23 protein-coding genes and 1 pseudogene are annotated in these 24,573 nt (G+C 70.4%); 17 read left to right on the forward strand and 7 right to left on the reverse strand.

Features of this window, described 5'->3' with window-relative positions:
• The first annotated feature begins 9 nt into the window (after positions 1–9).
• From AB0B76_RS43180 to AB0B76_RS43190, 3 genes are read left to right on the forward strand one after another with little or no spacing between them, the layout of a single operon-like run.
• A complete protein-coding gene (locus AB0B76_RS43180; RefSeq protein ID WP_360386925.1) occupies positions 10–972 on the forward strand; it encodes a sulfotransferase domain-containing protein in 963 nt (320 codons plus the stop codon).
• Complete coding sequence (locus AB0B76_RS43185; RefSeq protein ID WP_360386928.1) at positions 969–1,700, forward strand: SDR family NAD(P)-dependent oxidoreductase; 732 nt, start codon at positions 969–971, stop codon at positions 1,698–1,700. Before AB0B76_RS43180 ends, AB0B76_RS43185 begins: the two co-directional genes overlap by 4 nt.
• Positions 1,701–1,705: 5 nt before the next feature.
• Positions 1,706–2,725, forward strand: a complete 1,020-nt coding sequence (locus AB0B76_RS43190) for an alpha/beta hydrolase (protein WP_360386931.1) — start codon at positions 1,706–1,708, stop codon at positions 2,723–2,725.
• Here AB0B76_RS43190 and AB0B76_RS43195 read toward each other — a convergent pair.
• Entirely contained in the window at positions 2,622–4,520 is a 1,899-nt protein-coding gene (locus AB0B76_RS43195) for an NAD(P)/FAD-dependent oxidoreductase (RefSeq protein WP_360386934.1), read from the reverse strand. The two genes, AB0B76_RS43190 and AB0B76_RS43195, sit on opposite strands and share 104 nt — an antisense overlap.
• Positions 4,521–5,060: 540 nt before the next feature.
• A complete protein-coding gene (locus tag AB0B76_RS43200) occupies positions 5,061–6,329 on the reverse strand; it encodes a ricin-type beta-trefoil lectin domain protein (protein WP_360386936.1) in 1,269 nt (422 codons plus the stop codon).
• Between the two features lie 882 nt (positions 6,330–7,211).
• Here AB0B76_RS43200 and AB0B76_RS43205 point away from each other — a divergent pair.
• Positions 7,212–7,508: a hypothetical protein gene (locus AB0B76_RS43205; protein ID WP_360386939.1), complete on the forward strand. Its 297-nt coding sequence runs from the start codon at positions 7,212–7,214 to the stop codon at positions 7,506–7,508.
• Between the two features lie 179 nt (positions 7,509–7,687).
• Positions 7,688–7,762 (forward strand): annotated as a pseudogene (locus AB0B76_RS43210) (hypothetical protein); the annotation flags it as partial.
• 345 nt (positions 7,763–8,107) lie between these two features.
• On the opposite strand, the gene AB0B76_RS43215 reads toward AB0B76_RS43210, so the two are convergent.
• Positions 8,108–9,946, reverse strand: coding sequence for an Hsp70 family protein (locus AB0B76_RS43215; protein WP_360386941.1), 1,839 nt, complete (start codon positions 9,944–9,946; stop codon positions 8,108–8,110).
• Between the two features lie 143 nt (positions 9,947–10,089).
• Here AB0B76_RS43215 and AB0B76_RS43220 point away from each other — a divergent pair, with 143 nt between their 5' ends.
• Positions 10,090–10,260, forward strand: coding sequence for a hypothetical protein (locus tag AB0B76_RS43220; protein WP_360386944.1), 171 nt, complete (start codon positions 10,090–10,092; stop codon positions 10,258–10,260).
• Here AB0B76_RS43220 and AB0B76_RS43225 read toward each other — a convergent pair.
• A complete protein-coding gene (locus tag AB0B76_RS43225) occupies positions 10,224–10,685 on the reverse strand; it encodes a cupin domain-containing protein (RefSeq protein WP_360386947.1) in 462 nt (153 codons plus the stop codon). The genes AB0B76_RS43220 and AB0B76_RS43225 overlap by 37 nt on opposite strands.
• Positions 10,686–10,699: 14 nt before the next feature.
• Positions 10,700–11,653 (reverse strand): helix-turn-helix domain-containing protein, encoded by a 954-nt coding sequence (locus tag AB0B76_RS43230; RefSeq protein WP_360386949.1) that lies wholly within the window; start codon positions 11,651–11,653, stop codon positions 10,700–10,702.
• 233 nt (positions 11,654–11,886) lie between these two features.
• Between AB0B76_RS43230 and AB0B76_RS43235 the strand changes: the two genes are divergently transcribed.
• From AB0B76_RS43235 to AB0B76_RS43245, 3 genes are all read left to right on the forward strand, one after another.
• Positions 11,887–12,453, forward strand: coding sequence for a LemA family protein (locus AB0B76_RS43235; RefSeq protein ID WP_360386952.1), 567 nt, complete (start codon positions 11,887–11,889; stop codon positions 12,451–12,453).
• The gene (locus AB0B76_RS43240; protein WP_360386955.1) at positions 12,428–14,179 is read left to right on the forward strand and encodes a hypothetical protein; all 1,752 of its coding nucleotides are present in this window, start codon (positions 12,428–12,430) and stop codon (positions 14,177–14,179) included. The genes AB0B76_RS43235 and AB0B76_RS43240 overlap by 26 nt, the downstream gene beginning before the upstream one ends.
• A 208-nt stretch (positions 14,180–14,387) precedes the next feature.
• Complete coding sequence (locus AB0B76_RS43245; protein ID WP_360386957.1) at positions 14,388–15,479, forward strand: hypothetical protein; 1,092 nt, start codon at positions 14,388–14,390, stop codon at positions 15,477–15,479.
• A gap of 49 nt (positions 15,480–15,528) precedes the next feature.
• Here AB0B76_RS43245 and AB0B76_RS43250 read toward each other — a convergent pair whose 3' ends face one another.
• Positions 15,529–15,693 (reverse strand): hypothetical protein, encoded by a 165-nt coding sequence (locus AB0B76_RS43250; RefSeq protein WP_360386960.1) that lies wholly within the window; start codon positions 15,691–15,693, stop codon positions 15,529–15,531.
• Between the two features lie 477 nt (positions 15,694–16,170).
• Here AB0B76_RS43250 and AB0B76_RS43255 point away from each other — a divergent pair, with 477 nt between their 5' ends.
• The 8 genes from AB0B76_RS43255 (at position 16,171) to AB0B76_RS43290 (ending at position 24,210) form a co-directional block, all read left to right on the forward strand.
• Positions 16,171–17,238, forward strand: a complete 1,068-nt coding sequence (locus tag AB0B76_RS43255) for a GH25 family lysozyme (RefSeq protein WP_360386963.1) — start codon at positions 16,171–16,173, stop codon at positions 17,236–17,238.
• A 12-nt stretch (positions 17,239–17,250) separates the two neighbouring features.
• Positions 17,251–18,156, forward strand: coding sequence for a M23 family metallopeptidase (locus tag AB0B76_RS43260; protein WP_360386966.1), 906 nt, complete (start codon positions 17,251–17,253; stop codon positions 18,154–18,156).
• A gap of 226 nt (positions 18,157–18,382) precedes the next feature.
• Positions 18,383–19,477: a helix-turn-helix transcriptional regulator gene (locus AB0B76_RS43265; protein WP_360386969.1), complete on the forward strand. Its 1,095-nt coding sequence runs from the start codon at positions 18,383–18,385 to the stop codon at positions 19,475–19,477.
• Between the two features lie 125 nt (positions 19,478–19,602).
• Positions 19,603–20,244, forward strand: a complete 642-nt coding sequence (locus tag AB0B76_RS43270) for a hypothetical protein (RefSeq protein ID WP_360386972.1) — start codon at positions 19,603–19,605, stop codon at positions 20,242–20,244.
• 431 nt (positions 20,245–20,675) lie between these two features.
• Positions 20,676–21,548, forward strand: coding sequence for a M23 family metallopeptidase (locus AB0B76_RS43275; protein WP_360386975.1), 873 nt, complete (start codon positions 20,676–20,678; stop codon positions 21,546–21,548).
• A 74-nt stretch (positions 21,549–21,622) separates the two neighbouring features.
• Complete coding sequence (locus AB0B76_RS43280; RefSeq protein ID WP_360386978.1) at positions 21,623–21,895, forward strand: hypothetical protein; 273 nt, start codon at positions 21,623–21,625, stop codon at positions 21,893–21,895.
• A 621-nt stretch (positions 21,896–22,516) separates the two neighbouring features.
• Positions 22,517–22,966, forward strand: a complete 450-nt coding sequence (locus AB0B76_RS43285) for a DoxX family protein (RefSeq protein ID WP_360386980.1) — start codon at positions 22,517–22,519, stop codon at positions 22,964–22,966.
• Positions 22,967–23,409: 443 nt separating this feature from the next.
• Positions 23,410–24,210, forward strand: coding sequence for a hypothetical protein (locus AB0B76_RS43290; RefSeq protein ID WP_360386983.1), 801 nt, complete (start codon positions 23,410–23,412; stop codon positions 24,208–24,210).
• Positions 24,211–24,323: 113 nt separating this feature from the next.
• Here AB0B76_RS43290 and AB0B76_RS43295 read toward each other — a convergent pair whose 3' ends face one another.
• Positions 24,324–24,560: a hypothetical protein gene (locus AB0B76_RS43295; protein ID WP_360386985.1), complete on the reverse strand. Its 237-nt coding sequence runs from the start codon at positions 24,558–24,560 to the stop codon at positions 24,324–24,326.
• Positions 24,561–24,573: the final 13 nt, after the last annotated feature.

The raw sequence follows: 24,573 nt of genomic DNA on the forward strand, positions 1-24,573 counted from the left end.
GACATTGCGATGGACCCAGCAAGCCATGACCACGCCATCATCATCAACACCGGCCGGTGCGGATCGACACTGCTGTCCGACCTGATCGCCGAGCAGCCCGACACCCTGTCGGTCCAGGAGTTCCTCATGTGGGTGCCGTGGACCGCCGGTGCGGAGGTGCTCACCGGCGCGGCGTACTGGTGGACATTGAGCAGCCCCAGCACCCAGCTCGCCACCCTGTTCAGGATCGGGCTCACGCCGTCCGAGGTGCGCTACCCGGCGCACGGTCGCTGGGCCGGCAACCTCACCGAGCTGCCGCAGATCCTCGCGACCACACTGCCGAAAATCTCGGCCGACCCGGATGGCCTCTACGACACGCTCGCCGAGCTCGTGCCCAAGTTTCCGGCCCAGCCGCTGGCGCGGCACCACCGGATGTTCCTGGACCTGCTCACCTCGCTCACCGGCCGGCGGCGCTGGGTCGAGCGGTCCGGCGGCTCCAGCAACATCGCCCAGTGCCTGCTGCAGAACTTCCCGGACGCGAAGATCGTGTATCTGACCCGGAACTGGACGGACACCGCCGAGTCGATGAGCCGGCACTCCTGCTTCCAGCTCATGCAGCTGCGAGTAGAGTCCGCCGGCCGGTACGGCGTCGACCCGTTCGAGATCACCCCCGGCCAGCTGGTGCCGGCGGAGGTGGAGCGCTACCTGCCCGGCCGCCTGACCGCCGAGACGCTCCGCGAACGCGGCCGGGACGTCAGGCGTTACCGGGGACTGTGCGCGTTTCTCGCCAGCCAGGCCGAGCAGGCGATCGCCGACGCGCGCCCACGGCACCTGCTGACGATGGCGTACGAGGACCTGGTCGACGACCCGCCAGCGCAGCTCGGCCAGCTGGGCCGGTTCCTGGGGTTGGAGGACTGGCAGCAGTGGGCGGACCGGGTGGCCGGATCTGTCGTGGCCCGCCCGGCCGCGCGCGCGGCGGCGGCGCTGGCATGAATGACTTCGCGGACAGGGTTGCGCTGGTCACGGGCGCGGGCTCGGGCATCGGTGAGGCTTGCGCCGGACTACTGGCCAGCCGCGGCGCCAGAGTCCTCGTCGCCGATCTCGACCTGTACGCGGCGACACGTGCTGCCGAGGCCATCGGCAAGTCGGCCCAGCCCTATCAGGTCGACGTGACCGACCCGCACGCGTGCGAGGCGATGGTCGCCACCGCATTGGAGACGTTCGGCCGGCTCGACGTCGCGGTGAACAACGCGGGCGTCGGCGGGCCGCGGGCGCTCACGGGGGAGTACCCCCTCGACGGCTGGGCGGCCGTGATCGCGGTCAACCTCAGTGGCGTGTTCTACTCCATGCGGGCGGAGATCCCCGCCATGCTGGACAACGGCGGCGGGAGCATCGTCAACATGGCATCGATCATGGGAACGGTCGGATTCGCGCGGTCGGTGGCCTATGTGTCGGCGAAGCACGGCGTCGTCGGCATGACCAAGAGCGCCGCCCTCGAGTACGCCAGGCACGGGATCCGGGTCAACAGCGTCGGACCGGGCTTCATCCAGGCGCCCATGCTGTCCCAGGAGGGTGCCGCCGGCGTGGCCTACCTGCACCCCACGTGCCGGCTGGGCCGCGCCGAGGAGGTCGCCGAGCTGGTCGCGTTCCTCGCTTCCGACCGCGCGTCCAACACCACCGGGTCGTACTTCGTCGCCGACGGCGGCTACACGGCGCAATAGCATCGATGACGTACTCCGACCTGACCGTCTCCGACCTGACCGTGTCCGATCGACCGTCGGCGAACGCGGCGCTGGTGCGGCAGATGCTGCAGCACGCGGCGCTGCGCCGTCCGGCCGCCCTTGATCAACGGCGGATCGCGTACGAACGGGCGGCCGAGGCGTTCGCGGCGCCGCCGGCCGGCGGCGAGGCGGTACCGATCGGGGCGGCGTCCGGGACCTGGATCCGTCGCCCCGCCGCCGGCCGGCCCGTCCTGCTCTATCTGCACGGCGGCTTCTACTGCATGGGATCGGCCCGGTCACATCGGCACCTGGCGGGCCGGCTGGCGGACCTCACCGAGGCCGCCTGCCTGATCCTGGACTACCGCAGAGGTCCCGAGCACCCGTTCCCCGCGGCCGTCGCCGACGCCGTCGCCGCTATGGAGACGATCCGGGCCGTGGCGCCGGCCGGGCCGGTCGTCATCGCCGGCGACTCGGCGGGAGCGGGCCTGGCCGTGTCGGTGGCGATGCGCCTGCGCGACGACGGGGCCCGAGCACCGGACCTGCTGATGCTGTTCTCGCCGTGGACGGACCTGACCTGCTCGTTGCGCAGCCACCAGGAGCTGGCGTCGGCGGATCCGGTGCTGGCCACCGAGGATCTCCTGGCGATGGCTGAGCTGTACGCCGGCCGCGCCGATCGGCGGCATCCCGAGATCTCGCCCATCTTTGGCGACCTCGCTGGCCTACCACCGGTGCTGGTCCAGGTCGGCGGCCAGGAGGTGCTGCTCGACGACGCCCTGATGCTCGTCGAGGGCATCCGCACCGCCGGTGGACACGCGATCCTGCACCACTGGCCGCACATGTTCCACGTCTGGCAGTGGTACCACCCGATCCTGCCGGAGGGAGTCCGCGCCCTGCACGATGCCGGTCAGGTCGCCCGGACCGTCACGGCAGGTGCAGGTACTGCGCCGAGTCGAACCGGCGGGTGCGCCGCCGGTACTCCTGCGCCGGGAACGGCCAGTTCTGCGCCGAGCGGCCCGCCTGGTTGACGAACCAGCCGCCGGCCTTCGAGAAGCCCCAGGCGCGCTCTGCATTGGCCGCGTCCACTTCGGCATTGAAGGCGTCGCAGACGTCGCGGCGCACCTCGACCGCCCGGTGCGGCGCGCCGAGCAGATGCCGGACCGCGTCGAGCAGGTAGGTGACGCCGCACTCCGATAGGAAGATGATGCTGCCGCCGTGCCCGGCCAGATTGGTGTTGGGCCCGTAGAGGCAGAACAGGTTGGGGAAGCCGGGCACGGTGAGGCCGAGATACGCGCGGGCGTCGCCGTTCCAGGACCGGTGCAGGTCGATGCCGCCACGGCCGGTGACCGTCATCGGGGCGAGGAACTGCGACGCGGCGAAGCCGGTGCCGTAGATGATGACGTCGGCCGGATGCTCCGCGCCGTCCGTGGTCCGGATCCCTTCCGGCGTGATCCGCTCGATCCGCTCGCTCACGAGCCGGACATTGCTGCGCTTCAGCGTGGCAATCCAGGTGCCGTTGTCGCGCAGGATCCGCTTGGCGCCGACCGGGTAGGCCGGTATCACCAGCCGTTCAAGGTCGGGCCGCCCGGCGAGTTGGCCCCTCGTATAGCCGGTCAGGGTCGCGCGGAGGGTGTCGTTGACCGCCGAGACCGCCCTCTCGCTCGGCGGGTAGTCCCGGTCGACGACCCAGCCCTCCAGCACGTGGTGCAGCCCGGGCGCCAGCAGCCAGAAGCGGTACCAGGCGGAGTAGTACGGCAGGTGCTCGTGCAGCCAGCGCAGCCCGTCGGCGACCGGCTGGTGGTAGTTCGGGGTTGGCCGCAGCCAGGGCGGCGTACGCTGGAAGATCCGCAGCTCGCCGGCCGTCTTCGCGATCTCGGGGACGAACTGGATGGCGCTCGCGCCGGTGCCGACGACCGCGACCCGCTGTCCGGCGAGCCGAACCGAGTGGTCCCAGCGGGCAGAGTGGAACGCCGGGCCGGTGAACTCGTCGAGGCCCGGAATGCCGGGCACGTGCGGCCGGTTGAGCTGCCCGACGGCGGTCACCAGCACGGTGCTGGTGACCGTGCGTTCACCGTCGGGCCCGTCCAGGGTGAGCCGCCACCGGCCCGCCGGCTCGTCCCACGTGGCAGCGCGCACCTCGGTGTCCAAGCAGATGTGTTCGTACAGGCCGTGCTGCTTCGCGAAGTCCATGAAGTACCGCAGCAGGTCGTCCTGGGTGCTGAAGTGGTACTCCCAGTCGGCGCGCCGCGCGAACGAGTAGCTGTACAGGTGGCTGGGCACATCGACCCGGCACCCCGGGTAGGTGTTCTCCAACCAGGTGCCGCCGACGTCGCTGTTCTTTTCGTAGACGACGACCGGCACGCCGGCCTGCTTCAGCCGATACGCGGCGAGCAGGCCGCTCATCCCGGCGCCCACGATGGCCACCTCGACGTCCCGTGCGCCAGGCAGGTCGTCACGGCTCCAGCCGGGCGCCTTGAGGTCGGCGCCGGGCAGCGCGATCTCCTCGGCCAGCAGCGGTACCAGGTCCGCAGTGTCCATGCCCAATGCCCAGCTGCTGATCCGGTGCAGCGTCGGCGCGTCCGGTGCCGGTGCTGGCGCTCCGCCTCGCAGCCCGGCCAGCACCGCGGCCCCGAGCGCTCGGGCCTCCTCCCGCTGCCGGGCGGTCAGGCCGCCCTGTGGCAGGAACAGCCAGCCGGGCGGGCGCAGGTCGTCGCGAAGGATCGAGGTGTCGCCGGTCAGGTGCGCCACCGTCATCAGTAGGGCGGGCACCTCGGCGTCGCGAAGGTGGCGACGCAGTTGCGCGTCGTCGGCATCGATCGTCATGGCAGATGTCTCCGGTCGGGCCGTCGCAGTCGTCACCGGCGGCGGATCGGCTGTCCACGCCGGTACAGCAACAGCGGAATGCGGCACTCGACAGTGGCGAGGCTTCGCAGAGCACCGACGAGCCGTCGTCCGCGCGTGGACCCGCCTGCGTTCGGACTGATGCGACAGCTGCGTGGCAAGCGCTGTGGGCCGCCGGTGCGCGCCGAGCGTAACACGCTGGTCGCACCGGCCGCCGCCTTACTGGCCGATGCCGACGAGTAGCCGTTGCGGTGGCGCCCCGGGCGCCAACGGCCGGAGGATTGTGGCCCTGACGCCGAATAGTCGGTGTGTTCGATACGACCGCCGACGATCCGGCCAGACCGGTCGAAGGTCGACGTGGCCAGCGTCGCGCGAAACGCGGTAGAGGTGTATTGCCGCGGTCGGAGTGGAGGTTTGCCCTGCGGTGGGTCAGGCCCCAGCCGGGAATCCGTTCGAGACTCCCGGCCCACGGTGGTCCGGTGTCGCTGCCCTACAACGTCAGCCGCGGGTCGGTGGCCGGTGTCAGGAACGGGTCCAGCGCTGGTTGCTGCCACCGTTGCACGTCCACAGCACCACCGCCGTGCCGTTGGCTGTCCCTCGGCCGGTCGCGTCCAGGCACAGGCCGGACTGGACGCCGGTGATGGAGCCGTCGGTGTTGAGCCGCCATTGCTGGTTGGCTCCACCGTGGCAGGTCCAGATCTGGACCCGCGCACCTGCGGCGGTACCCGGGGCGTCGAGGCACTTGTTGCCGTACACCGTCAGCTGGTTACTCGAAGTCGCCGTCCAGGCCTGGTTGGCGCCGCCGTTGCAGTCCCAGATCTGCACGACCGCACCGTCGGACTGGCTCGCTCCGCTGACGTCCAGACAGCGGTTCGAGCCCACCCCGCGGATCTGACCGGGAGTGCCCGGTGCCGGGCTGGTGGGCGGCGGGCTGCTCGGCGGCGTGTCGCCGAGGGTGAGGTTCTTCTGCTGCACCTGCCACTGGGTGTTGCACAGTCCGCAGTTCGAACCGACGAAGTTGGTGCCGGCGGTCGTGTCGCCCTTCAGGCGCCACTTGAGGTAGAGCACCGCGACGCGGCCGAACTCGCCGCCGTTGGTCTGGCCGTAGGTGCCGCCGTGCCCGACGTTGAGGTTGCCCATGAAGGCGGGCAGCCCGGCTGGCAGCTTGTTCCAGTCGTCCATGGCGTTCGGGTACGCGATGTCGCTGGGGCCGCCGATGAAGTAGGCGATCGGCTTGGTCAGTCGCCACAGCTGGTAGTCGTCGGCGTCATTCAGCAGCCCGCTGCTGAAGATGGCGGTGGTGGTGACCCGCGGGTCGTTGGAGACGGCGTACGCCTCCAGCCCGCCGCACGACCAGCCGGCCACGGCGATCTTCGAGGTGTCGATTTTCCCGAAGTACTTGCTGCCCTGCCGGCCGTTCTCCGACACGGCCCAGTCGATGGACGCGGTGTGCATCGTCGAGTTGGTGCTGCCGGAGCCACCGGGAGCGCCGTTGGCGATGGCCAGGAAGCCGTACGAGGCGATCTCACGCAGGAAGTTCTGCTGGTCCAGCCCGTTGCCCGAGCAGCCGCCGTTGCCCCAGACGAACACGGGCATGCGCTCGGCCGGAAGGTTCTGCGGGCGGTAGATCGTGTGGTTGGGCAGGTTGCTCGCAGTCTCGTAGTCGGCCGGGTAGGGGCCGGATCCGCCGACCGCGGCATCTGCCGAGGTCGCACCGAGCGCCATGACCGCGGTGGCGACCGCGATGAAGACGGCCGCCAGCCCTGCGCTGACCGCTGTACGTTTGCTCATCCCACTCTCCAAGGGGTGTGCCGATACGGCGCTTCCTCGGGTGTGGCGCATCGGCGGCGGCTGTGCGGTCGGGCGCTGGCCGAGATGGCCGGCGGCCAGTCGTGGAACAGGTCCGCGGGAACGGGGTAGACCGCATCGCTGCGCCGGCCGTAGACCAGATATCCGATGGGAGCGATGTGCACTTACTATTACCACGGTAACGAAAAGTGTCAATGTTCCACAGAGTGCCCCCTTGGGAGCTGCGGGTCGCCATGAAAACAGCGCGAATACCCGTCCTGGAGGGTCGGGCGCTGAAAATAGTTGCTCAAAAAGTGTTATGCCTTGCGTCTCCGCTCGCCGTGTTCGCGATTGATATGAATCGTTTGTGGTGGTCGGCTCGGAAACCATGGCCCGAGGTGCGGCCCCGGCGAAGTTCCCGCTCTGGCAGCGGCAAGGTGATGACGCAGGGCCCGGAGCGGGTGACTCCGGGCCCTGCGTGTGTCGTGGCGTGACGACGCGGTTCGGCACGTCGGCGGCAGCGGGTCGCGGCCGCCCCTGCGGGACGGACCTCGAAGGTCCGTTCGGGCGGCCGTCTTCGCTGGTTCGGTGCCCCAAGGGCTGCCTTGCCGCGTGGCCCGGCCGAGTCAGTTCCCCTCGATGTGGCGGATCAGCGTGCCCAGGCTGCGCAGCGCCGTTCGCACCCGCCGCGTCCAACTCTTGTCCCCGAGCAGGATGATCGCCTCGCCGCCGAGGAACGAGAGACCGACCAGGGCGGCGGCCTCCTCCGCCGTCAGGGGGCCGAGCCGGGTCTGCGCGCCGCTCTATCTGTCCTCGCCGATCGGCCTCGGGCACGCCCGCCGGGACCTGGCGGTCGCCCAGGAACTGCGCCGACAGGTGTCCGATGTGGACATTGACTGGCTCGCCCAGCACCCGGTCAGCCGTGCGCTGGAGCATGCCGGCGGGCGGGTGCACCCGGCGAGCCGGTGGCTGGCCAACGAGTCGGCGCACATCGAGAGCGAGTCGGCCGAGCACGACCTGCACGCCTTCCAGGCGCTGCGCCGGATGGACGACCATGCCGACGTCACACCCGATCACCTGGCCGAGGTGGTGGCGACCGAGATCGGCAAACACACGGCCTACCACCCGGTCGCCCCCGACGGCGCCGCGCGCGCCGCCACGCTGCTGGCCGAACTGTTGTAACAGCCCAACGACCCAACCATGTTGCGAGGTTTCGATGAACACTGATCTGCTCGAACAGAACGTGCACCGCCTGCTCGGCGCGATGACCGGCGCGGCCACCACGGCCATGGTGGCGGTCGGCGACCAGCTCGGGCTGTACCGGGGCACTCGCCGACGACGGACCGGCCACCCCGGAGGAACTGGGCGCCCGCACCGGCACGGCGGCCCGTTACCTGCACGAGTGGCTGTTCCAGCAGGCCGCCGCCGGATTCCTCACCTACCGGGAGGGCGACGGGCGGTACACGCTCGCGGCCGAGGCCGCCGCCGTGCTCGCCCACGAGGCATCGCCGGCCTTCATGGGTGGCGGCGCCACGATGATACGTGGCTGGTTCGCCGGCATCGACCAGCTCGTCGAGGCATTCCGCACCGGCGCCGGCATCCCTTGGCATGAGCAGGACCCAGCAAGGCCAGTCCTCGCACGGCGTGGCCTACTACCGCTGCCGGTTTCCCCAGGAGTACGCGCTGGCCAACGCCATCGACCATCCCCGCAACGTGATCATGCGAGAGGACATCATGATCGGCCCGCTCGACGCCTGGCTCGCGGGCGGGCGGTGGGTCGATCAGCTGGTGTTCTGCTGCCAGATGGTCTCCAGACTGTCCCCGTTGACGTACGGCGTGCCGTTGAATGTCTTGCTGACCAGCAGGCCCGTGGCCGGCGAACTGTCGCTGTCCCAGTACACGAACGGAACACCGTCGCGGCTGCCCGTGATCCGGGTGCCACTGATGCCCTGTGCCTGGTAGGGCGTGACCGCGGAGACCTTGGCGCCAGCTTGCGCGTTCTGCCGGCCCTCCGGGCAGTCGTTCCGCCCGCTCGCGCACATGATGAACGTGACGGTCCAGTCCCGCTTCTCGCACGTGACGGCTTCCGTGGCCCCTGCGACACCGCCGTTGCCGCTGCAATCCGAGGTGCCCAGCCACGGCTGCGCGAACTGCTTCAGTGCGGGGGTGCAAAACAGGTCCTTGTTGCTGACCGGGGTGAAAAACTCGTCGGGCTGGGTGCACGCGGACGAGGTGGCCGCGGCCGGAGTGTCGCCGGTGCGGCTCCCCGTGCCCTGGTCGCCGAGGTCGACCAGTCCCCAGATGATCAGGACGATGACCACCACCACCACGGCGCCCACCACGAGGGGGACGGACCGGCCGGTCCGGTAGTGCGGCGGCGGCGCGGTCCTGGTCCCGGCCGCCGGGAATGATGGCCCGATCCGGGGCGGGTGCGGCGGTGGGTCCGCGGGCGGCCGGGTTGTCGGCCCGGCGGCCGGAAGATCGGCGGCCGGGTCGGTGGTCCCGCCGACAACGAGGTCCGCGGTCGGGTCGGCGGGCGGACCGATGGCCAGGCCGGTGGCGTCCAGCGCTCCTTGAGCAACGACGAGCTCGGGCTGTTCGATGATCGTGGGCGCTACGGCGAGGCGGCGGTGCAGCAGGGTCGCGACCAGCGGGATCCGGCTGGCGCCGCCGACCAGGAACACGCCGGCGATCAGATCCGCCGGGACCGCGGCGGCAGCCAGCGTCGTCGCGGTGAGCGAGATCGTGCGCTCGATCAGCGGCCGGGCTCGCTGTTCGAACTCCTCACGCGTCACGAACGTCTCGGCGTTCAGCAGCGGTACATGGATCGGCGCGGTGCTGCCCATCGACAACTGCTCCTTGGCATCGCGGGCATCGTCGAGCAGCATCCGGCGGTACCGGCGCTCGGCCGGCGTCACCGGCTCGACCAGCCGCCGCCAACCGGCCGGGTCGGTGTCGGCGCACGCGTCAGCGACGCGGGTCACAATGACGTGATCCAGGTCGATGCCACCCACGTCGTTCAGCCCGTCGCCGGCCAGCACCTGCCAATCCTCGTCGGACCGGCGCTGCACCACGCTCACGTCAAAGGTGCCGCCGCCGAAGTCGTACACCACGATCGCGCTCCCGACCGGCACCGGCCGATCGAGAACGCGGGTGAAGTACGCGGCGGCGGCCAACGGCTCGGCGAGCAGCTCGACGTTGTTCAAGCCGGCCCGGCCGGCGGCCGCCAGCAGCACCTCGCGCCGGCGGTGCCCCCAGCCGACCGGATGGGTCAGCACCGTGCGGGTGCTCGGCGCACCACCGACCCGCACCGCTTCGGCGGCCACCCGGCTCAGGACGGCCGCTATCAGGCCGACCACCGGCACCGCCGTGTCGCCGAGCAGCACGTCGCCGTCGTCGATGCAGCGCTTCGGGTGGGGCTCGTACCGCGCCGGGTCGCTGCCGGCGTACCGCTGAGCGTGGCGGCCGGTGACAGCTTGCCCGTCGGCTCCGAGGAACACCGCCGACGGCAGCATCGGCGAACCGTCGAAGATCAGCGGCTGCGCCCGACCGTCCGGCCAGCGCAGCACCGCGACCGTGTTCGAGGTGCCGAAATCCACGGCGAGCTGAAGGCCTGACACCGATGCACACTAGCCGATGTGTCGCGCCGGAATGACACGGCGTCCGCCACCTGTCCGTTCGTGTCGATCGTTGACAGGCCGAACCGCAGCGTTGTACCTGCCGAGAACGCCATCCGGGCAGCTCAGGCGGCGTGCTCGTATTGGTGAAGGACGCCACCGAGGTGGTCACGCCGGTGGATGTTCACCCGGAGAACCTCATCCTGACCCGGTCGTGGTGGCTCGAACTCTGCGAGTCGCATTACCTCCGGGCCGCCGTAGCGGTCGTACTGAAGGCGCTTCACGAGGCGTATTCGTTCGAGATCTCGGTGGCGTAGTTCTTCCACAGCGGTTTCATGGTCTCGGCGTTGACCGGCTGCCCGGAATCGATCATGGCCTTGAAGTCGCGGAAATACTGCACGTACAGGTCCGGCGTGAACGTGTTCAGCATGACCGCGTTCTCGTCGCCGACGTTGGCGAACGTGTGCGGCGCCCCGGTCGGCACGATGACCCAGGTGCCCGGCCCGGCGTCATATTGGTCCTCGCCGACGGTGAACCGGAACGTCCCCGCCAGTACGTAGAAGCCCTCGTCGTGCTGGGCATGGCGGTGCTGCAATGGGCTCGGGGCGCCCGGCGGGATGGTGACCTCGGCGAACCCCAGCCGGTGGTCGGTGTGCTCGCCATTCTCCAGGATCCGGATCTGCTGAGCCCCGCTGCCGAGGATCTCGCCCTCACCGGGGCGGACGATGTTTACCTTCGCCACGACTTCTCCCATTGCTATTGCTTGCCTTGGTCACCACCATCCTGTTCCGGGTCGGCCGTGCGCGTCTTGGTCGTCTGCGCACGGTTGCTGGTTACCAGTGCGCGGGCGTTGTAGCCGTACGTCGTCTTGAAGAGCTTGCTGAAATGGGTGGGATCGGAGAACCCCCACCGGGCGGCCACGGCGGTGACCGTACGTCCGCCTACGGTCAGCTCGGCCCGGCAGCGCTCCAGGCGGCGACGCCGGATCAGAGCCGCGACGGTGAGCGGCTGGTCCTCGAACAGCTTGTGCAGCCGGCGTACGGAGATGTGGTGGGCGGCGGCGATGCTGGGCGGGGACAGGTCGGGATCGGCGAGCCGGGCCTCGATGTAGCCGGCGATCCGGTCCCGCAACCCGTCGTCCGAGGCCGGTTGTTCGTCGCCCAGCCGGGCCTCCAGTGCGACCGCGATCAGCTCGATGATCGCCGCCGCCGACCGCAGCGCCTCCGCCTCGCGGAACTCGTTCGCCGACCGCGCCGTCTCCCGGGCCAGCACGGACACGAGAGCGCCCGGACCGTGGCTACCGTCGATGCGTACGCCGATGAGCCGGTCAATTTGCGCGGGCCGGATCCGAAGCTCCCGGCGCGGTACCAGGATAGTGACGTGCGCCGCGGCGGTGCTCTCGAACCGGAGCGTACGCGTGGGATCGAGCAGCACCAGGTCGGCCGGCCCGAGTTCGGCGTCGCCACGCCCCTGCTCGATCCGCGTCCGGCCCCGGGTCATCACCTTGACCGCCAGGTTCTTGCCGTCGGAGGCGTCGCGCCCCCGCCCGATACAGGCGCTCTCGGGCGTGTCGAGAGAGACCAGCCGCAGCGGCCCGAGGTCGCGGGTGGCGACCCGGCCCCGGAAGCCGGCCCCGGCCAGCTTGTTGACCAGCGGCGGAAACCCGCTGGCGGCCAACTCGTCCTGGAACGTCTCAAGGTTGCCGATCACCGGTCAACGATAACGGCGACACTTCCGCTCGGACATGGTGTTCGGCTGGGGTTACAGCGGCGCCGGCCCGCATCTGCTTTACCAGGCTCTGGTAGTGCACGCCGGCTCGCTGCGCGACCTGCGCAACGAGTTGGCCTTGGATTCGAGTTTCCGCTTGGGCCGTGGCGTGCCGATCAGTCAACCAGGGGTGCCACCGTCGCCACGCCTGGACCGGAGGGCTATCTTTGCCCGTCATGACATCGATTGTGGTCGCCTGTCTCGTCGGGTTGGCTGTTGTGACGCTGCTCGCGGTGTGGCTGGTCAGCGTGTACAACAGGTTGGTCCGTATGCGCAATCAGGTCGATGCGTCTGGGTCGCAGATCGATGTGCAGCTCAAGCGGCGGCACGATCTGATCCCGAATCTCGTTGAGGCCGTCAAGGGCTACGCGGCGCATGAGCGTGGCACCCTCGAGGCCGTGGTGATCGCCCGCGGTGCGGCGATGGCTCATTCCGGCGGCGATGCCGGCCAGGCCGATGCCGAGGGCGCGCTGAGCCGGGCGCTGGGCCGGCTCATCGCGCTCGGCGAGGCCTACCCGCAACTGCGGGCGAACGAGAACTTCGCGGCGTTGCAGGCCGAGCTCGCCACTACCGAGGACAAGATCGCGTACTCGCGGCAGTTCGTGACGTACGCCGTGCAGCAGTACAACACGGCGATCGAGAGCTTTCCCGCCAATCTGATCGCAGGTGTGTTCGGCTTCCACCGGCGGGAGTTGTTCGCGGCGGTTGGCTCGGAACGTGGCCCGGTCGAAGTCAGTTTCTAGACCGATGCTCGAACTCATCATCGCCGTGGCCGCCGTAGGGCTTTGGCTGATCGCATACGGATCGTGCCGCATCGTCACCCGCCCGGTGGCGCCGCCGGTAGGACCGGCAACCATGGACCTTGGTCCGGAGCCGCCGGCGGTGGTCAGCATGTTGGTCAACGGCTGGTCGACGAGCGTCGACACGGCCGAGTCGACGGTCCTCGACCTGGCCGCGGCCGGCTACTACGAGCTGCGTCAGCCGGATGCCGACCCCTACCGGACCACCGTGCACCTGACCCGCAACCAGCCGAACCTGGGCGGTCTACGCCCGTACGAACGGCAGGTGCTGGAGCGCGTCCGTGGGCTCGCTGTCGACGGGGTGGTGCCGCTGACCGCGCTGGCCTTCCGCAACCGCAACGAGTCCAGGGCGTGGAACAGCCGGCTGCGTGCCGCCGTGGTCGCCGACGCGCGGGCGGCCGGGTTGTCGCAGCGCCGGTTCAGCCGGACGATGATGAAGGGGCTGTACTACGGCGTACTCGCGGTCGCCGTGTTGTGCGGCTGCCTGGCCGTGCACTACACCCATCATTTCACGGCGTTCGCCTGGTCCCTGATGTTGGCCGCCCTGCTCGTCGCCGTGGTGCAGCACACCGGGGAGCGGGGCACCCCGGCCGGGCTGGAGGCCGCCTCCCGCTGGCTGGGGGTGCAAACCTGGCTGCAACACCACGAGCAGTTCGCGGAACTGCCGCCCTCGGCAGTGGCGGTCTGGGACCGTTACCTGGCGTACGGCGCCGCCCTGGGCGTCACCCGGCAGGCCAGTGACGTGCTCGATCTCAAATTCGGCACCCAGCGCCGGCTGTGGTCGTCGTACCAAGGCGGCTGGCGCCAGATCCGGGTCCGCTACCCGCGGGGTCCCTGGTGTGGTAGCACCACCGGCACCCTGATCCTGCAGGCGGTGCTGTTCATGGTGGTCGGCTCGGTCGTCGCGGGCGTGACCGGTCGCGCGAGCGGGTACGCGCTACCCGGGTACGCGCTGATCGGTGCTGGCCTCTACGTGCTGATCCGTGCCCTGCTCGACCTGACGGGATCCAAGCAGGTCACCGGCGAAGTGCTCGCGTGCCGTCCCTGGCGGCAGCACAACGACCGCCCCCAACTCGACTACCTGGTGATCGACGACGGCACCGCGGACACGACCACGGCCTGGGGCCTGCCCGCCAGGCGGAGCGAGCGCTACGGCACCGGCGACATCGTGACGATCACCGCCCGGCCGTGGAGCAGACGGGTCATCACGGTGACCCGGCGAGCACCGGCGCAAGCCCGGCCGGTGGCCGCGGTCGCAGCCGAACAGGCCGGCCCGCCGCTTACGGACTTCTTCGGCGAGGTGCGCACGCCGGGCCCGCTTCCGCTGTCAGTCGATGACGTGGCACGGCTCGTCGGTCAGCCGGTACGCGCGGAGCGGCAGCTGCAGCGCGTTGACTTCCGTTCCGAGGCCGACAGCAGCCTGCTGCTACGCGCGGAATGGGGCGGCGGCACGGCCGGGCGGCTCGCGTGGCATGCGAACGGGCGCCGAGCAGCGACCCCGCTGCCGGGAGTCGGGGACGAGGCGTACGCCAGCGGTAACCGGGTAGTGATGCGGGTCGGCGACATCACGCTGGTGGTCGCCGCGCGCGGCCAAGGTCAGAGCGGGACGCCGCACCTGCCGTGGCTGCTCTCCCGCTGTGAAGTCGCCGGCCTGACGCTGCCCGAGTGAACAAGTTGGCCACATGTCGGATGCTTGTTGTGGCAAGGGTCGATATAGGACCCGGCGGCCGGGCGCCCGGGCCCCTTCACGACACCCACACAACTCCGAGGACGCTCGCGGGCCGGCCGCGAGCGCACCTGGTTCCCCTTCCGGTCGCCGGCATCATACTGACGCCCGTCGAGCGTCCGATGTGGACGGCCTGGCGTACCATCGCGTCGTGAATCGGCGGCGGATGTTGTGGGCGGCGGGGTCGGCCGTAGCGGTCGTCGCCGGGATCGTGGTGTACGCGGTGTGGCCCCGCGCCGACGGCCCCGCCGACGTCGTGCGCAACTACCTGGCCGCCATCCGCGCGAAGGACGTCGACCGCGCGCTGAGCGTCGCCGGCGCCACCCGCCCCGACGGCGCCGCGGGCGTCCTGCTCACCCCGGCCGCGATCGGCGACGACTGGCGGGCCGACGTCGGCGGCACCGACCGGTTCGGCGACGACGCGACCGCCGAAGTCGACGTGAACCTGACGGCGGCCCCGGGCGTCCCGGACGTGTGGCCGGGCGGTGACCGGTGGGCGCTCCGGCTCGCGCTGACCGAGCGCGACGGCCGGTGGCGGATCGACCAGCCCCTGGCCGAGCTGCACTTCATGACCGTCCCCGTGAGGTACCTCGAGGTCAACGGCGTCCGCGTCGACCGCTCTGGCGCGGACAAGGACGGCGGCCCTTCCTACCTGGCGTTTCCGGGCATGTACACCCTCTACCGCGACCCCGGCGACCTGGCGACGGTGGCGCCGAGCCGGATCGTCGCCTGGCCCGGCTCCGGCCCGACCCGCGTGCCGGCGGCGACGGTCACCGTCACCGGCCGCGGCACCGCGGCCTTCCAGCAGACCGTGAACGCTATGGTCGACCACTGCGTGGCCGTGGCGGCCCAGCCCGGCGGCGACTGCCGCTTCAGCAACGGCGACGGCCTGTACCGCCTGCGCGACTCGGTCGCCGACATCCACGACGTGAAGACCGCGGCGTGGACGCTGCGCCGCTATCCCGTGGTGAACCTGCCCGGCACCCTCGTCGCCGCCCCCGACGAGACCCCGCTCCTGGCCGGCCAGGTGGCGGTGCCGGGCGAGGTCGAGCTGACCGCCAGCGGCCCGGACCTGGACAGCCGGGCGGTGACGTTCACCCAGACCTGCCTGATCACGGACCTCGGCCTGCGGGCCGCGTTCGCCTTCGACGGCACGCTCACGACGTCGTGGTCGAGGCCGGTCCGCGCCCAGGACACCCCGCCCGGCCGCCAGTCGATCGCAGTGACCTGCACCGCGGTCTGACCGGCTGCGGCGGCCGCCCGGAACGGGCCGGGGCGGCCACGGATAGGCGTCAGCGGCCGAAGCAGCGCTCCAGCTCGCTCAGCCGGTAGTAGAAGCTGCCCCGGGCGATCGGGCGGCACGACGGCGGGAAGGCCGTCTCCCGCTCGTTGTAGAGCATCCGGACCAGGTAGACGTCGCCCCAGGCGTAGAGGTCCCACTGGATGTTCGCGGCCATCGGGCCACGTTCGCGCCGCGCCAGGGGTTGTTGAGGTAGGTGTACGGCTGGTCCGGGCGGGCCGGCTTCGTGCTGCCCGGCAGCTGCAGCAGCACGGCCAGCGGCTCCACCTCCTCGGCGTGCGTGAAGCGCAGTCGTCGGGTTCCGGTTTCCGCCGGAGGTGAGCCTCGTCGCCGGCACCAACACTGTCCGGGTCGCCGACACCACGGCCAACGGTCCGCCAAGCCTCGAACGCATCGACGTCGGCGGATCAAGATGCCGCTCCGGTCAATTCCGGTCAACGCCGTTCATTGGCCGGAGCGACAATTCTTAATGCCCACCTAAACGAGCGCAAAGGCAACCTTTAAAGTCGTCACCGTGCGTCATTATGGCCAGCCACTTGAGTAGGGGTCGGGCACTTTTCTGCTTGTTAGCATCCTGCTCCGATCGATGGTCGTAAAACACGTGACTCATTGACGTGCGGTGAAAGGACACCCTGTGAGAAAAGGACGCGTGGGCGGCTGGCTCCTGGCGTTCGCCGGAGTCTGCGCGATCGCCGCCGGCACCGTCTGGACTGCCCCGGACGCGGAGGCGTCCGGTCCGGTGGAGGGGCTCGACGTGTCGAGCCACCAGAACGATCGCGGGGCGATCAACTGGAGCAAGGTCAAGAGTGCCGGCGAGAGCTTCGTGTTCCTCAAGGCGAGCGAGGGCGTGAGCTACACCGACCCGCACTACTCCGCCAACAGCAGCGCAGCGAACTCGGCCGGGTTGCTGCGCGGCGCGTACCACTTCGCCCGCCCCGACTCCTCGGCCGGCGACGCCCTCGCCGAGGCCCGGCACTTCATCGACGTGACCGGCACCTCACTGACCGGCCAGCTGCCGCCGGTGCTCGACATCGAGGACAGCGGCGGGCTCTCCTCGAGCGCGCTCATCACCTGGACCAGGACGTTCCTGCGGGAGGTCGAGCGGCTCACCGGCCGGGTGCCGATCGTCTACACCGGCCCGTCGTTCTGGCAGAGCAAGATGGCCAACTCCAAGGATTTCAAGAACTACCCGCTGTGGCTGGCCCAGTACACCTCGGGGACCCCGACCATCCCCGGCGGCTGGTCGACGTACACCTTCTGGCAGAACACCAGCTCCTTCACGGTCTCCGGGATCACCGGCGGCGTCGACCACGACTTCTTCCACGGCACGCTCGCCCAGCTGCGGCAGCTCGCGGACGGCTCCGGTGGGGGCGCCACCAACCCGTACACCGCCACCGAGATCTGCGGCGGCGGCTACAAGGTCATCGACCAGGCCGCGCTCAGCTCGGCCGGCACCGTCTACCTGCTCTACGACGCCACCACCGGCGGCAACTGCGTGACCACGGTGAAAGCGACGAAGCTCGGCACCGCCTCGGCTACCTCCGCCTACCTCGAGGTCAAGGGGAAGGCCCGGAACACCGACAGCGGCTCGTACGCCTACTACGCCGGCCCCGTGCGCGCCTCCGCCGAGAACACGTGCGTGAAATGGGGCGGATCGGTGGACGGCAATGTATATGACAGCCCGTTCGAACACTGTGGGTGACAGGAGTAACGCATGCGCAAAAGAAGAATGCTGGTACTGACCGTGGCCGTCGGCGGCGTCGTCGCGATGACCTACGCCGGCATCGGGGTGGCCAACGCGGCGGGCGTACGACCGGCCTTCCAGCTGCCCTTCCCGTGCGGGCAGACCTGGAACGGCGACTCCGACAACAGCAGCGCACACCGCTCGTGGGAGATCGACTTCAACCGGGGCAGCACCGCCGACGCCGACTACGGCGACACGGTCGTCGCCTCGGCGGCGGGCACCGTGCTCACCTCGGCCAACCAGGGCTCCGCCAACGGCTACGGCAACCTGATCGTCATCGACCACGGCGGCGGCTGGCGCAGCTACTACGCCCACTTGAGCAAGCGCTCCGTGAGCCAGGGCGCCCACGTGGCGCAAGGCCAGAAGATCGGCGAGGTCGGCAACACCAGCAAGCCGGGCAACAACATCAGCCCGCACCTGCACTACGAGGTGCGCACTACCGACACCTCCTACCCGTCCAACATCCAGAGGGCGTACTTCAACGGCACGGTGTTCGGCTACCCGAACCAGACGCTGCGCTCCAACAACTCGTGCTCCGGCGGCTCGACCAACCCGTACACCGCCACCGAGATCTGCGGTGACGGCTACCAGGTCATCGACCAGGCCGCGTTGGGCACAGCCGGCCGGGTGTACCTGCTGTACAACGCCTCCAACGGCCGCAACTGCGTGACGACCGTGAAGCAGACCGGGATCGGCAGCGCCACCGGCACCACGACCGCCTACCTCGAGGTGAAGGGCAAGGCCCGGACGACCGACAGCGGGGCGTACGGCTACTACGCGGGCCCGGTGCGCGCCGCCGCCGAGAACACCTGCGTCAAGTGGGGCGGCGCGGTCGGCTCGAACTCCTACGACAGCCCCTCCGAACACTGCGGATAGCCCGCCCAGACCCGCGCGGCGGTGTGGCCTCCCTCCACACCGCCGCCGGTTCGCGCCCGACCAAACCGGCTCCCGCCAGCTCGCCGGTGCCCGACGCGACAATCGTCGAGATCGTCGATGACATCTTCATGCCACTGGTACGGCCCCGAACAGCTTGACGTCGCTGCACGCCGCAGGCACCATCCGTTTCGGCACCAGGTCGAGCAGCATTTGCGGGGGTGGTGGCATGGCACGTCTGGAAACGCCCGTCGATCCGTCGACCGGGCCGTTGCAGTCGTTCGCGTACGAACTGCGCAAGGTGCGGGCCGCCGCCGGAAACCCGACCTACCGCGCGCTGGCCAAGACCGCCGGTTACAGCGCGACCACGCTCTCGGAGGCCGCGCGAGGCGAGCGCCGGCCGACCCTGGACGTCGTGCTCGCGTACGTCGGCGCCTGCCACGGCGACGTCGAGCAGTGGCGGCGGCGGTGGCACGCGCTCGACGAGCCGCCGGATGCGACTGCGGACGTCGCACCGGAGGAGACCAACACCCCCAACGTGCGCCGCCGGGTGCTCGTGGCGGCCGCGGCGATCCTCCTCGCAACCGTGGTGGTGACCGTCGTCGCGAAGTGGCCCAGGCACCGGGTGGCGCCGCCCGTGGCCGCCGGCTGCCCGCAGCTGCCCGCCAAGCGGGCGTTCACCGGCGAGACCTACGGCACCGGCGTGGCGATCCGCGCCGGGGCATCCACGGACGCTGCCGTCGTGACCGACGTGCCTGCCCGCTGCACGCTGGGGTTCACCGGTTACTGCCGCGGGCAGAAGATGAAGGACGCCACCAGCGGTACCCCGGACGTGCGGTGGTTCATCCTGGGCGACGGCAACGTCGTGCCCTCGGCCGTGATCCACGGCAACCCGCCCGCGCAGCTGCGGCCGGCAAGCTGCCGTGGCGAACGCCCGGCGCCCCAGGCCGTCACGCTCGAGCTCAGCGCTGACGTTGCCAAGCCCGGCGCGATCCTGGCCCGGGCCACCGGCCGCGACGTGGACATCGTGGGCTTCGCGGCCCGCCACGCCGACCCGGGCAGCTCAGGCTCTCCGCAGTGGCAGCAGATCGCGTTGAGCGGCGGCGGCGAGTTCACCGGCACCTGGCGGCCGGGCGGCCCGGCCGCGAGCGGGCGGGTCACCATCGTCGCGGCCGCGTGCCTGGGCGGCGGCGGCCCGACGGACGTCGTGGACGCCAAGGCGACCTCGGATGGCACCCCGGAGGCGGCCACGCTCAGCCCGCAGGAACGCACCGCCGCCGCCCGCTCGGCGTGCCAGTACCCGGCCGGCACCGCCCCGAAGTGAACGTAAGCCCAGCTGGGCGGCCATGGCCAGGGCACCGAGGAGGCGCGTCGTCGACGAAGCTCGCGGTGGCCAGCTCCGGCGGAACGGTACCGACCGGCTGAACCGAGTGTGGCTACAGTGCGGGGGTGCTGCCGTCGCGTGCTGTCCGTCTCATCAGCGTCGCCGTCGCGCTGGCGGGTCCGGTCGTTGCTCCGGTCCCGTCGGGCGACGTCGATCTCGTACCCGCGCTGACGTCGACACCGTTCGGTGCGGTCGGCGGGCAGTTGGTCACGCACACGATCCTCGTGTCAGGCACTGGTGTGGGGAGTCTGACGGGGGTGCGGCTCACATTCACCACGACAGTCGGCCTCGATGGCGTCGCGGCGAGCGCCAGCCAAGGGCATTGCTCGGTCGTCGATGCGCTCACGGTGGTCTGTGAACTGGGAGTCGTGGACTTCCCGGACGCCGATACCGCACCGCCGAAGATAACGATCACCGGTACCGTCAAGCCGGGGGCCGCCCGCGGCGCCCTCGTGCAGAACCTCGTCGACGTCACGTCGGAACCGTCCGACGCCGACGTGTCCAACAACGCGGCGAGCAACGCGTACCTGATACCGGGCTTGAGTGGCAGCCCGACGAGCCGCCCCGGCGCCGCGCAGTCTTCGGACGCCGCACAGTCTTCGGACGGCGCGCGGCGAAGGCCGGGGTACCTGGTACCGGTGGCTGGCGCGGTGCTGGTGCTCGGCGCGCTGGCGGGCCTCATCCTGCTCCGGCGCCGCCATTCGTGACCGGTGTGTTACGGATCGGACGTCCAGACCGATACAGCAGGTAGACATTCATTGCGAGGAACCTGCTTCTGGGGCTCAGGATGAACCATCCAACGCGGTACATGAGTGCAGCGCTGTCGACAGCCGTGGTGGCCGTGGCGCTGGTCACGATGACAAGCACCACGGCGGGCGCCGGTCCGCTGCCCGGCTTACCGTCCGCGAGCGTTCGTCTGCCGGCGCTGCCGGGCCTGCCCTCGCTGCCCGTCCCGGGCGTGAGCCCACCTGCGCTGCCGCTACCCACCGGCAAGCCACCAGCGGCATCCCATCCTCGAACCGCCCCGCCGACCTCGTCGCCCGGTCCTCCCGGCTCGTCCGCCGCACCACCGGCCCAACTGTCCGCCGGGCCCACCTCGGGCGCCGCTGAGCCGGATGCCGTCAACGCGGCCGGCCCGGTGACCGCGGCCGCCGCCGGTGACATCATCGCCAACGACCCGGCCGCTGATCTGTACCCGCAGCCACCGGTCGACCCGGCCACGACTGCCCAGGCGCGTCTTGTCGCCCGGCTGAACGAGGTCCAGCATCGGGTCCAGTACCTGCGCAATGTGCTGATGCGCACGCGCGCCGATCTGGCGGTCGCGCAGGCGCAGCTCGACTCGGTCTCCTCGCTGATCATGCTGCTCACCGCACCGGTGAGCCTGGCCGCGCCGGCCGGCGCGGCCGCGCCGGCGACCGTATCGGCGCTGTCCGGCGGCGCGCTCGACGGCCCGCAGGGCCGGGTCGTCGCCCTGTCCGCGGCGATCGCTTCCGGCGAGGCGGAACTGGCGCGGAGCGAATCAGCGGCGCAGTCGCTGCAGCAGCAGGTCGACGACCGTGTCCGGGAAACGCTGACCGGCGATACACCCGTGCCGGCTGCCGCGACGACCTACGCCGGTGGCAAGCTTCGCCGACCGGTGCCAGGCCGGATCACCAGCCCGTTCGGCAATCGGCTCGACCCCTACTACCACGTCTGGCAGCTGCACGCCGGCATCGATATCGCGGCACCGGCAGGAACTTCAATCATCGCGGCCGCCGCCGGGCGGGTGACGCGAGCCGGTTGGTCTGGCGGCAACGGCAGGTACACCTGCATCGACCACGGCCTGGTCGACGGGCAGCGGGTCACCACCTGCTACGCCCACCAGCAAGCCATCCTGGTTCAACCCGGCCAGCAGGTCAGCGCCGGTCAGGTGATCGGTCAGGTCGGATCGACGGGCGCCTCGACCGGGCCGCACCTGCACTTCGAAGTACGCCTGGGCGGTCGCCCCGTTGACCCGATGCCCTGGATCTAGAGCCAGACCCAGGCCCGCCGGCACCTGTCCGAACTGCGGAACACCTGGATGGAACGCCCCGGCCTGGCGCCACCGTGACCCAGCTGCGCCACGCTGGTCGCAAGGTCGGCGCGCTGGTGCTGGACAATCAGCGCCAGCTGCGCGAGGTGCAATGGTCCGCCGGCGCGGGCGTCACCATGGCCGGCATCGCCTTCACCATGGAGGCGCCGGTACTCGCCGTGGCGTCAGGGTCGTCGCTGGACCGCAGCGCCATGGCCTCGTTCGTCGAGGCACTGATCCGTGACCCGCACGCCGGGTGGGCGTACAACTTCACGCCCTTCCTGCTTGCGACCCCTGCTGCCCGCTGAGGCGGACACTCCGCACACAACCTGGTGGCTCCGTCGATAATGACGGGCCACCAGCCGGCGTTGCGACACAGGAGTCCTCGACCGGCATTGACGTGCCGCGACCGGGCCCGCGCCCGCGCCCGCCGGAGGCTGGCCCGCGGACCAGCCGATTGGCGGAAGGGTAGTCCAGGCGCCGTTGCGTTGTGGGATCGGCGGACGCGGTTGACCCCAGCGAACGCCGACTTCGGAGGCAGCCACGGGCGACGAAGGGTCGACAGCTTCACCGGTCAACCGTGCCTCGATCATGCCAACGCTCAACGCAACTGTGAGTCAGGTGGCCCGTCAGCACCCAGAGCATCGCGAATGCGGCCGTCAATACCGCGACGGTGAGCGGACCCAGCACCCGTGCCGGCGGCAGCGCGAATCTTTCACTCCGGCCGGCAGGCTCGGCGACAGCGTTCACGCGCACAGGTTCCCATGAGGGCGCGCTCAGCACGCCAAGCCGGCTCAAACGCCACGTCCGGAACTGCTGTCCGGCCAGGCACGCACGAGCTATCAAGACAATCGATTGACATCAATCACGGCTTCCTCTATGACATTAATGACTGTAAATATCGTGAGCGATGTACTGGAGGGTCGGGTATGCGCAGCAACCGCTTTACGGAGGCCATCTGGGCGCTGTTCCGGATCGTGATCGGGCTGCTCTTCGCCCTGCACGGCGCGTCGACGGTGTTCGGAATCTTCGGCGGCAACCGGGGCAGCGGGCACGCCGCCGCGGTGGGCACCTGGCCCGGCTGGTACGCCGGCGTCATCCAGCTGGTGTGCGGGCTGCTCGTGCTGGTCGGCCTCCTGACCGTACCGGCGGCCGTGCTGGCCTCCGGGTCCATGGCGTACGCGTACTTCACCGTGCACCAGCCGCACGGGCTGCTGCCGCTGGAGAACGGCGGTGACGCCCCGGCCCTGTTCTGCTGGGCGTTCCTGGCCATCGCCGTGGTGGGCGCCGGGCCGTGGTCCGTCGACGGCCTGCGCCGTGCCCGCGGCACAGCAGCGGCGTATCCCGCGACCGACAGCGGGCCCACCGTCCAGGTGTGATGACGCGGGCAGCGGTGCTCATCCCGGCAACGGTGCCGACGAGTGCTCCGAGATCGACCGCTCGGTCGTGTCGGGTGCTCGACCAGGACGACTCGGCCGCCGCGATCGTCGGGGCGATCGTCCACATGGGACACGCCCTCGGCCTCGAGATCGTCGTCGAGGGCGTGGAGAAACGCGCGCAGGCCGACCTCCTGCGGCCTCGGGTGCGAGACCGCGTAGGCCGACCTCCTGCGGCCTCGGGTGCGAGACCGCGCAGGGCTTCCTCTTCGCCCAACCGCAGCCGATCACGGAGCCGTTTCACCTGCCGACCGCGTCATGACGGTGTGTCGTGGGTGAGTCTCCCGCCGGATCGAGGGAGAGCACGCGACGCGGCGGTCTTCGCGGCCGTCATAACACCGACAGTCACGGGTAACCGGCGGCGCTGCTGTACAGACTCACCCGCTATGAAGCTGACTCGAGTCCTCGTCGTCGCGGCCACCGTGGCGGCGGCAGTGGTGGTCGCGCCCCAGGCCGCGTTCGCCATTCCCTCCGGCACCGGCTGGTCCGGCTCCTGGGCGTACACCGGTGGCACGAGCATCCAGGTCACCCTGGACGTACCGGGCGCGAAGCTGGTCGCGAACGGCTGGGACGCGCTCGGTGTGCGGGCCTTCGTGCTGAACGTCACCGACACGGTGGCCGACGGCAAGTGCGCATACGTGAAGTGGACCGGGGCAGCGACAACCGAGCACTGGTCGTGCGGCAGCGGAACCACGGTGCAGGTCACCGGGCTGCCGAGCTCGACCAACGCCCTGACGGCCGTCCTGTGCCGGGACTCCACCGCGCATGACAACAAGACCAACTGCAACGTCATCGACGTGCCGTCGTCGTCCACCGACGAATTCATCCGTACGGAGGGCAACGGCGCGCACTGGAAGTACTACGACGGATACTCGGGCGAGGACTGGGGCGCCTGGATCACCATCGGCGACGTCAACTTCGACTACTTCGGATGGGACGACTCGCCGAGCGGGCAGCGCTTCATCGAGTCCTGGCTGACCCTCCTCGAGCCGACCTGCGGCTCGGGAACCTTACTCAACGCCACCCCGGCGTCGGCGCTGTCGCACTGCTCCGACTACAACACCATCGACGGCCTGCCCGACACGCACGTCACCGGGACGGTGTGGGGCACCGGCTGCACCTGGGCCTACCGGGGCTTCAACCCGCCCAAGCACTGCATCAAGATCCGCGTTCCCCAGCCGAGCTGATCCCTGCCGCGCCCCCGGCCGGTCAGCCACCCGCGGGCCGACCGGCCGGGGGCGCGGGCGAGACGCCCGGGATACCCGAAGGGCCCGGCGATGCCGCGTCCGGCTGCGTGCGGTCAGGCCAGGACCCGCACCGCAAGGACCGTGGTGTCGATCACGTCGACCGCCACCGCGTCGATCCGCGTCGCACGGTACCGGGTGTAGCCCCAGGCGCCGTCCGCGCCTGGAGTGACCACCACCAGGCGGGCGCCCAGGTCGAGCCACGCCTCGGCGACCTCGCCGTACTGCTGCCCGGGATTACAGCCACGCCAGGTCGTCGAGACTGACCTTGACGATGTCGCTGATGGCGACAAGGCCCTCGACCCG

The sequence above is a fragment of the Dactylosporangium sp. NPDC049140 genome (assembly GCF_040648435.1).

What these genes read in the sequence shown, in the direction of transcription:
- AB0B76_RS43285 (WP_360386980.1), top strand. Translation starts at nt 22,517, where the DNA reads ATGCGCAGCAACCGCTTTACGGAGGCCATCTGGGCGCTGTTCCGGATC.
- AB0B76_RS43185 (WP_360386928.1), top strand. Translation starts at nt 969, where the DNA reads ATGAATGACTTCGCGGACAGGGTTGCGCTGGTCACGGGCGCGGGCTCG.
- AB0B76_RS43180 (WP_360386925.1), top strand. Translation starts at nt 10, where the DNA reads ATGGACCCAGCAAGCCATGACCACGCCATCATCATCAACACCGGCCGG.
- AB0B76_RS43195 (WP_360386934.1), bottom strand. Translation starts at nt 4,520, where the DNA reads ATGACGATCGATGCCGACGACGCGCAACTGCGTCGCCACCTTCGCGAC.
- AB0B76_RS43200 (WP_360386936.1), bottom strand. Translation starts at nt 6,329, where the DNA reads ATGAGCAAACGTACAGCGGTCAGCGCAGGGCTGGCGGCCGTCTTCATC.
- AB0B76_RS43290 (WP_360386983.1), top strand. Translation starts at nt 23,410, where the DNA reads ATGAAGCTGACTCGAGTCCTCGTCGTCGCGGCCACCGTGGCGGCGGCA.
- AB0B76_RS43235 (WP_360386952.1), top strand. Translation starts at nt 11,887, where the DNA reads ATGACATCGATTGTGGTCGCCTGTCTCGTCGGGTTGGCTGTTGTGACG.
- AB0B76_RS43250 (WP_360386960.1), bottom strand. Translation starts at nt 15,693, where the DNA reads ATGGCCGCGAACATCCAGTGGGACCTCTACGCCTGGGGCGACGTCTAC.
- AB0B76_RS43190 (WP_360386931.1), top strand. Translation starts at nt 1,706, where the DNA reads ATGACGTACTCCGACCTGACCGTCTCCGACCTGACCGTGTCCGATCGA.
- AB0B76_RS43260 (WP_360386966.1), top strand. Translation starts at nt 17,251, where the DNA reads ATGCGCAAAAGAAGAATGCTGGTACTGACCGTGGCCGTCGGCGGCGTC.
- AB0B76_RS43265 (WP_360386969.1), top strand. Translation starts at nt 18,383, where the DNA reads ATGGCACGTCTGGAAACGCCCGTCGATCCGTCGACCGGGCCGTTGCAG.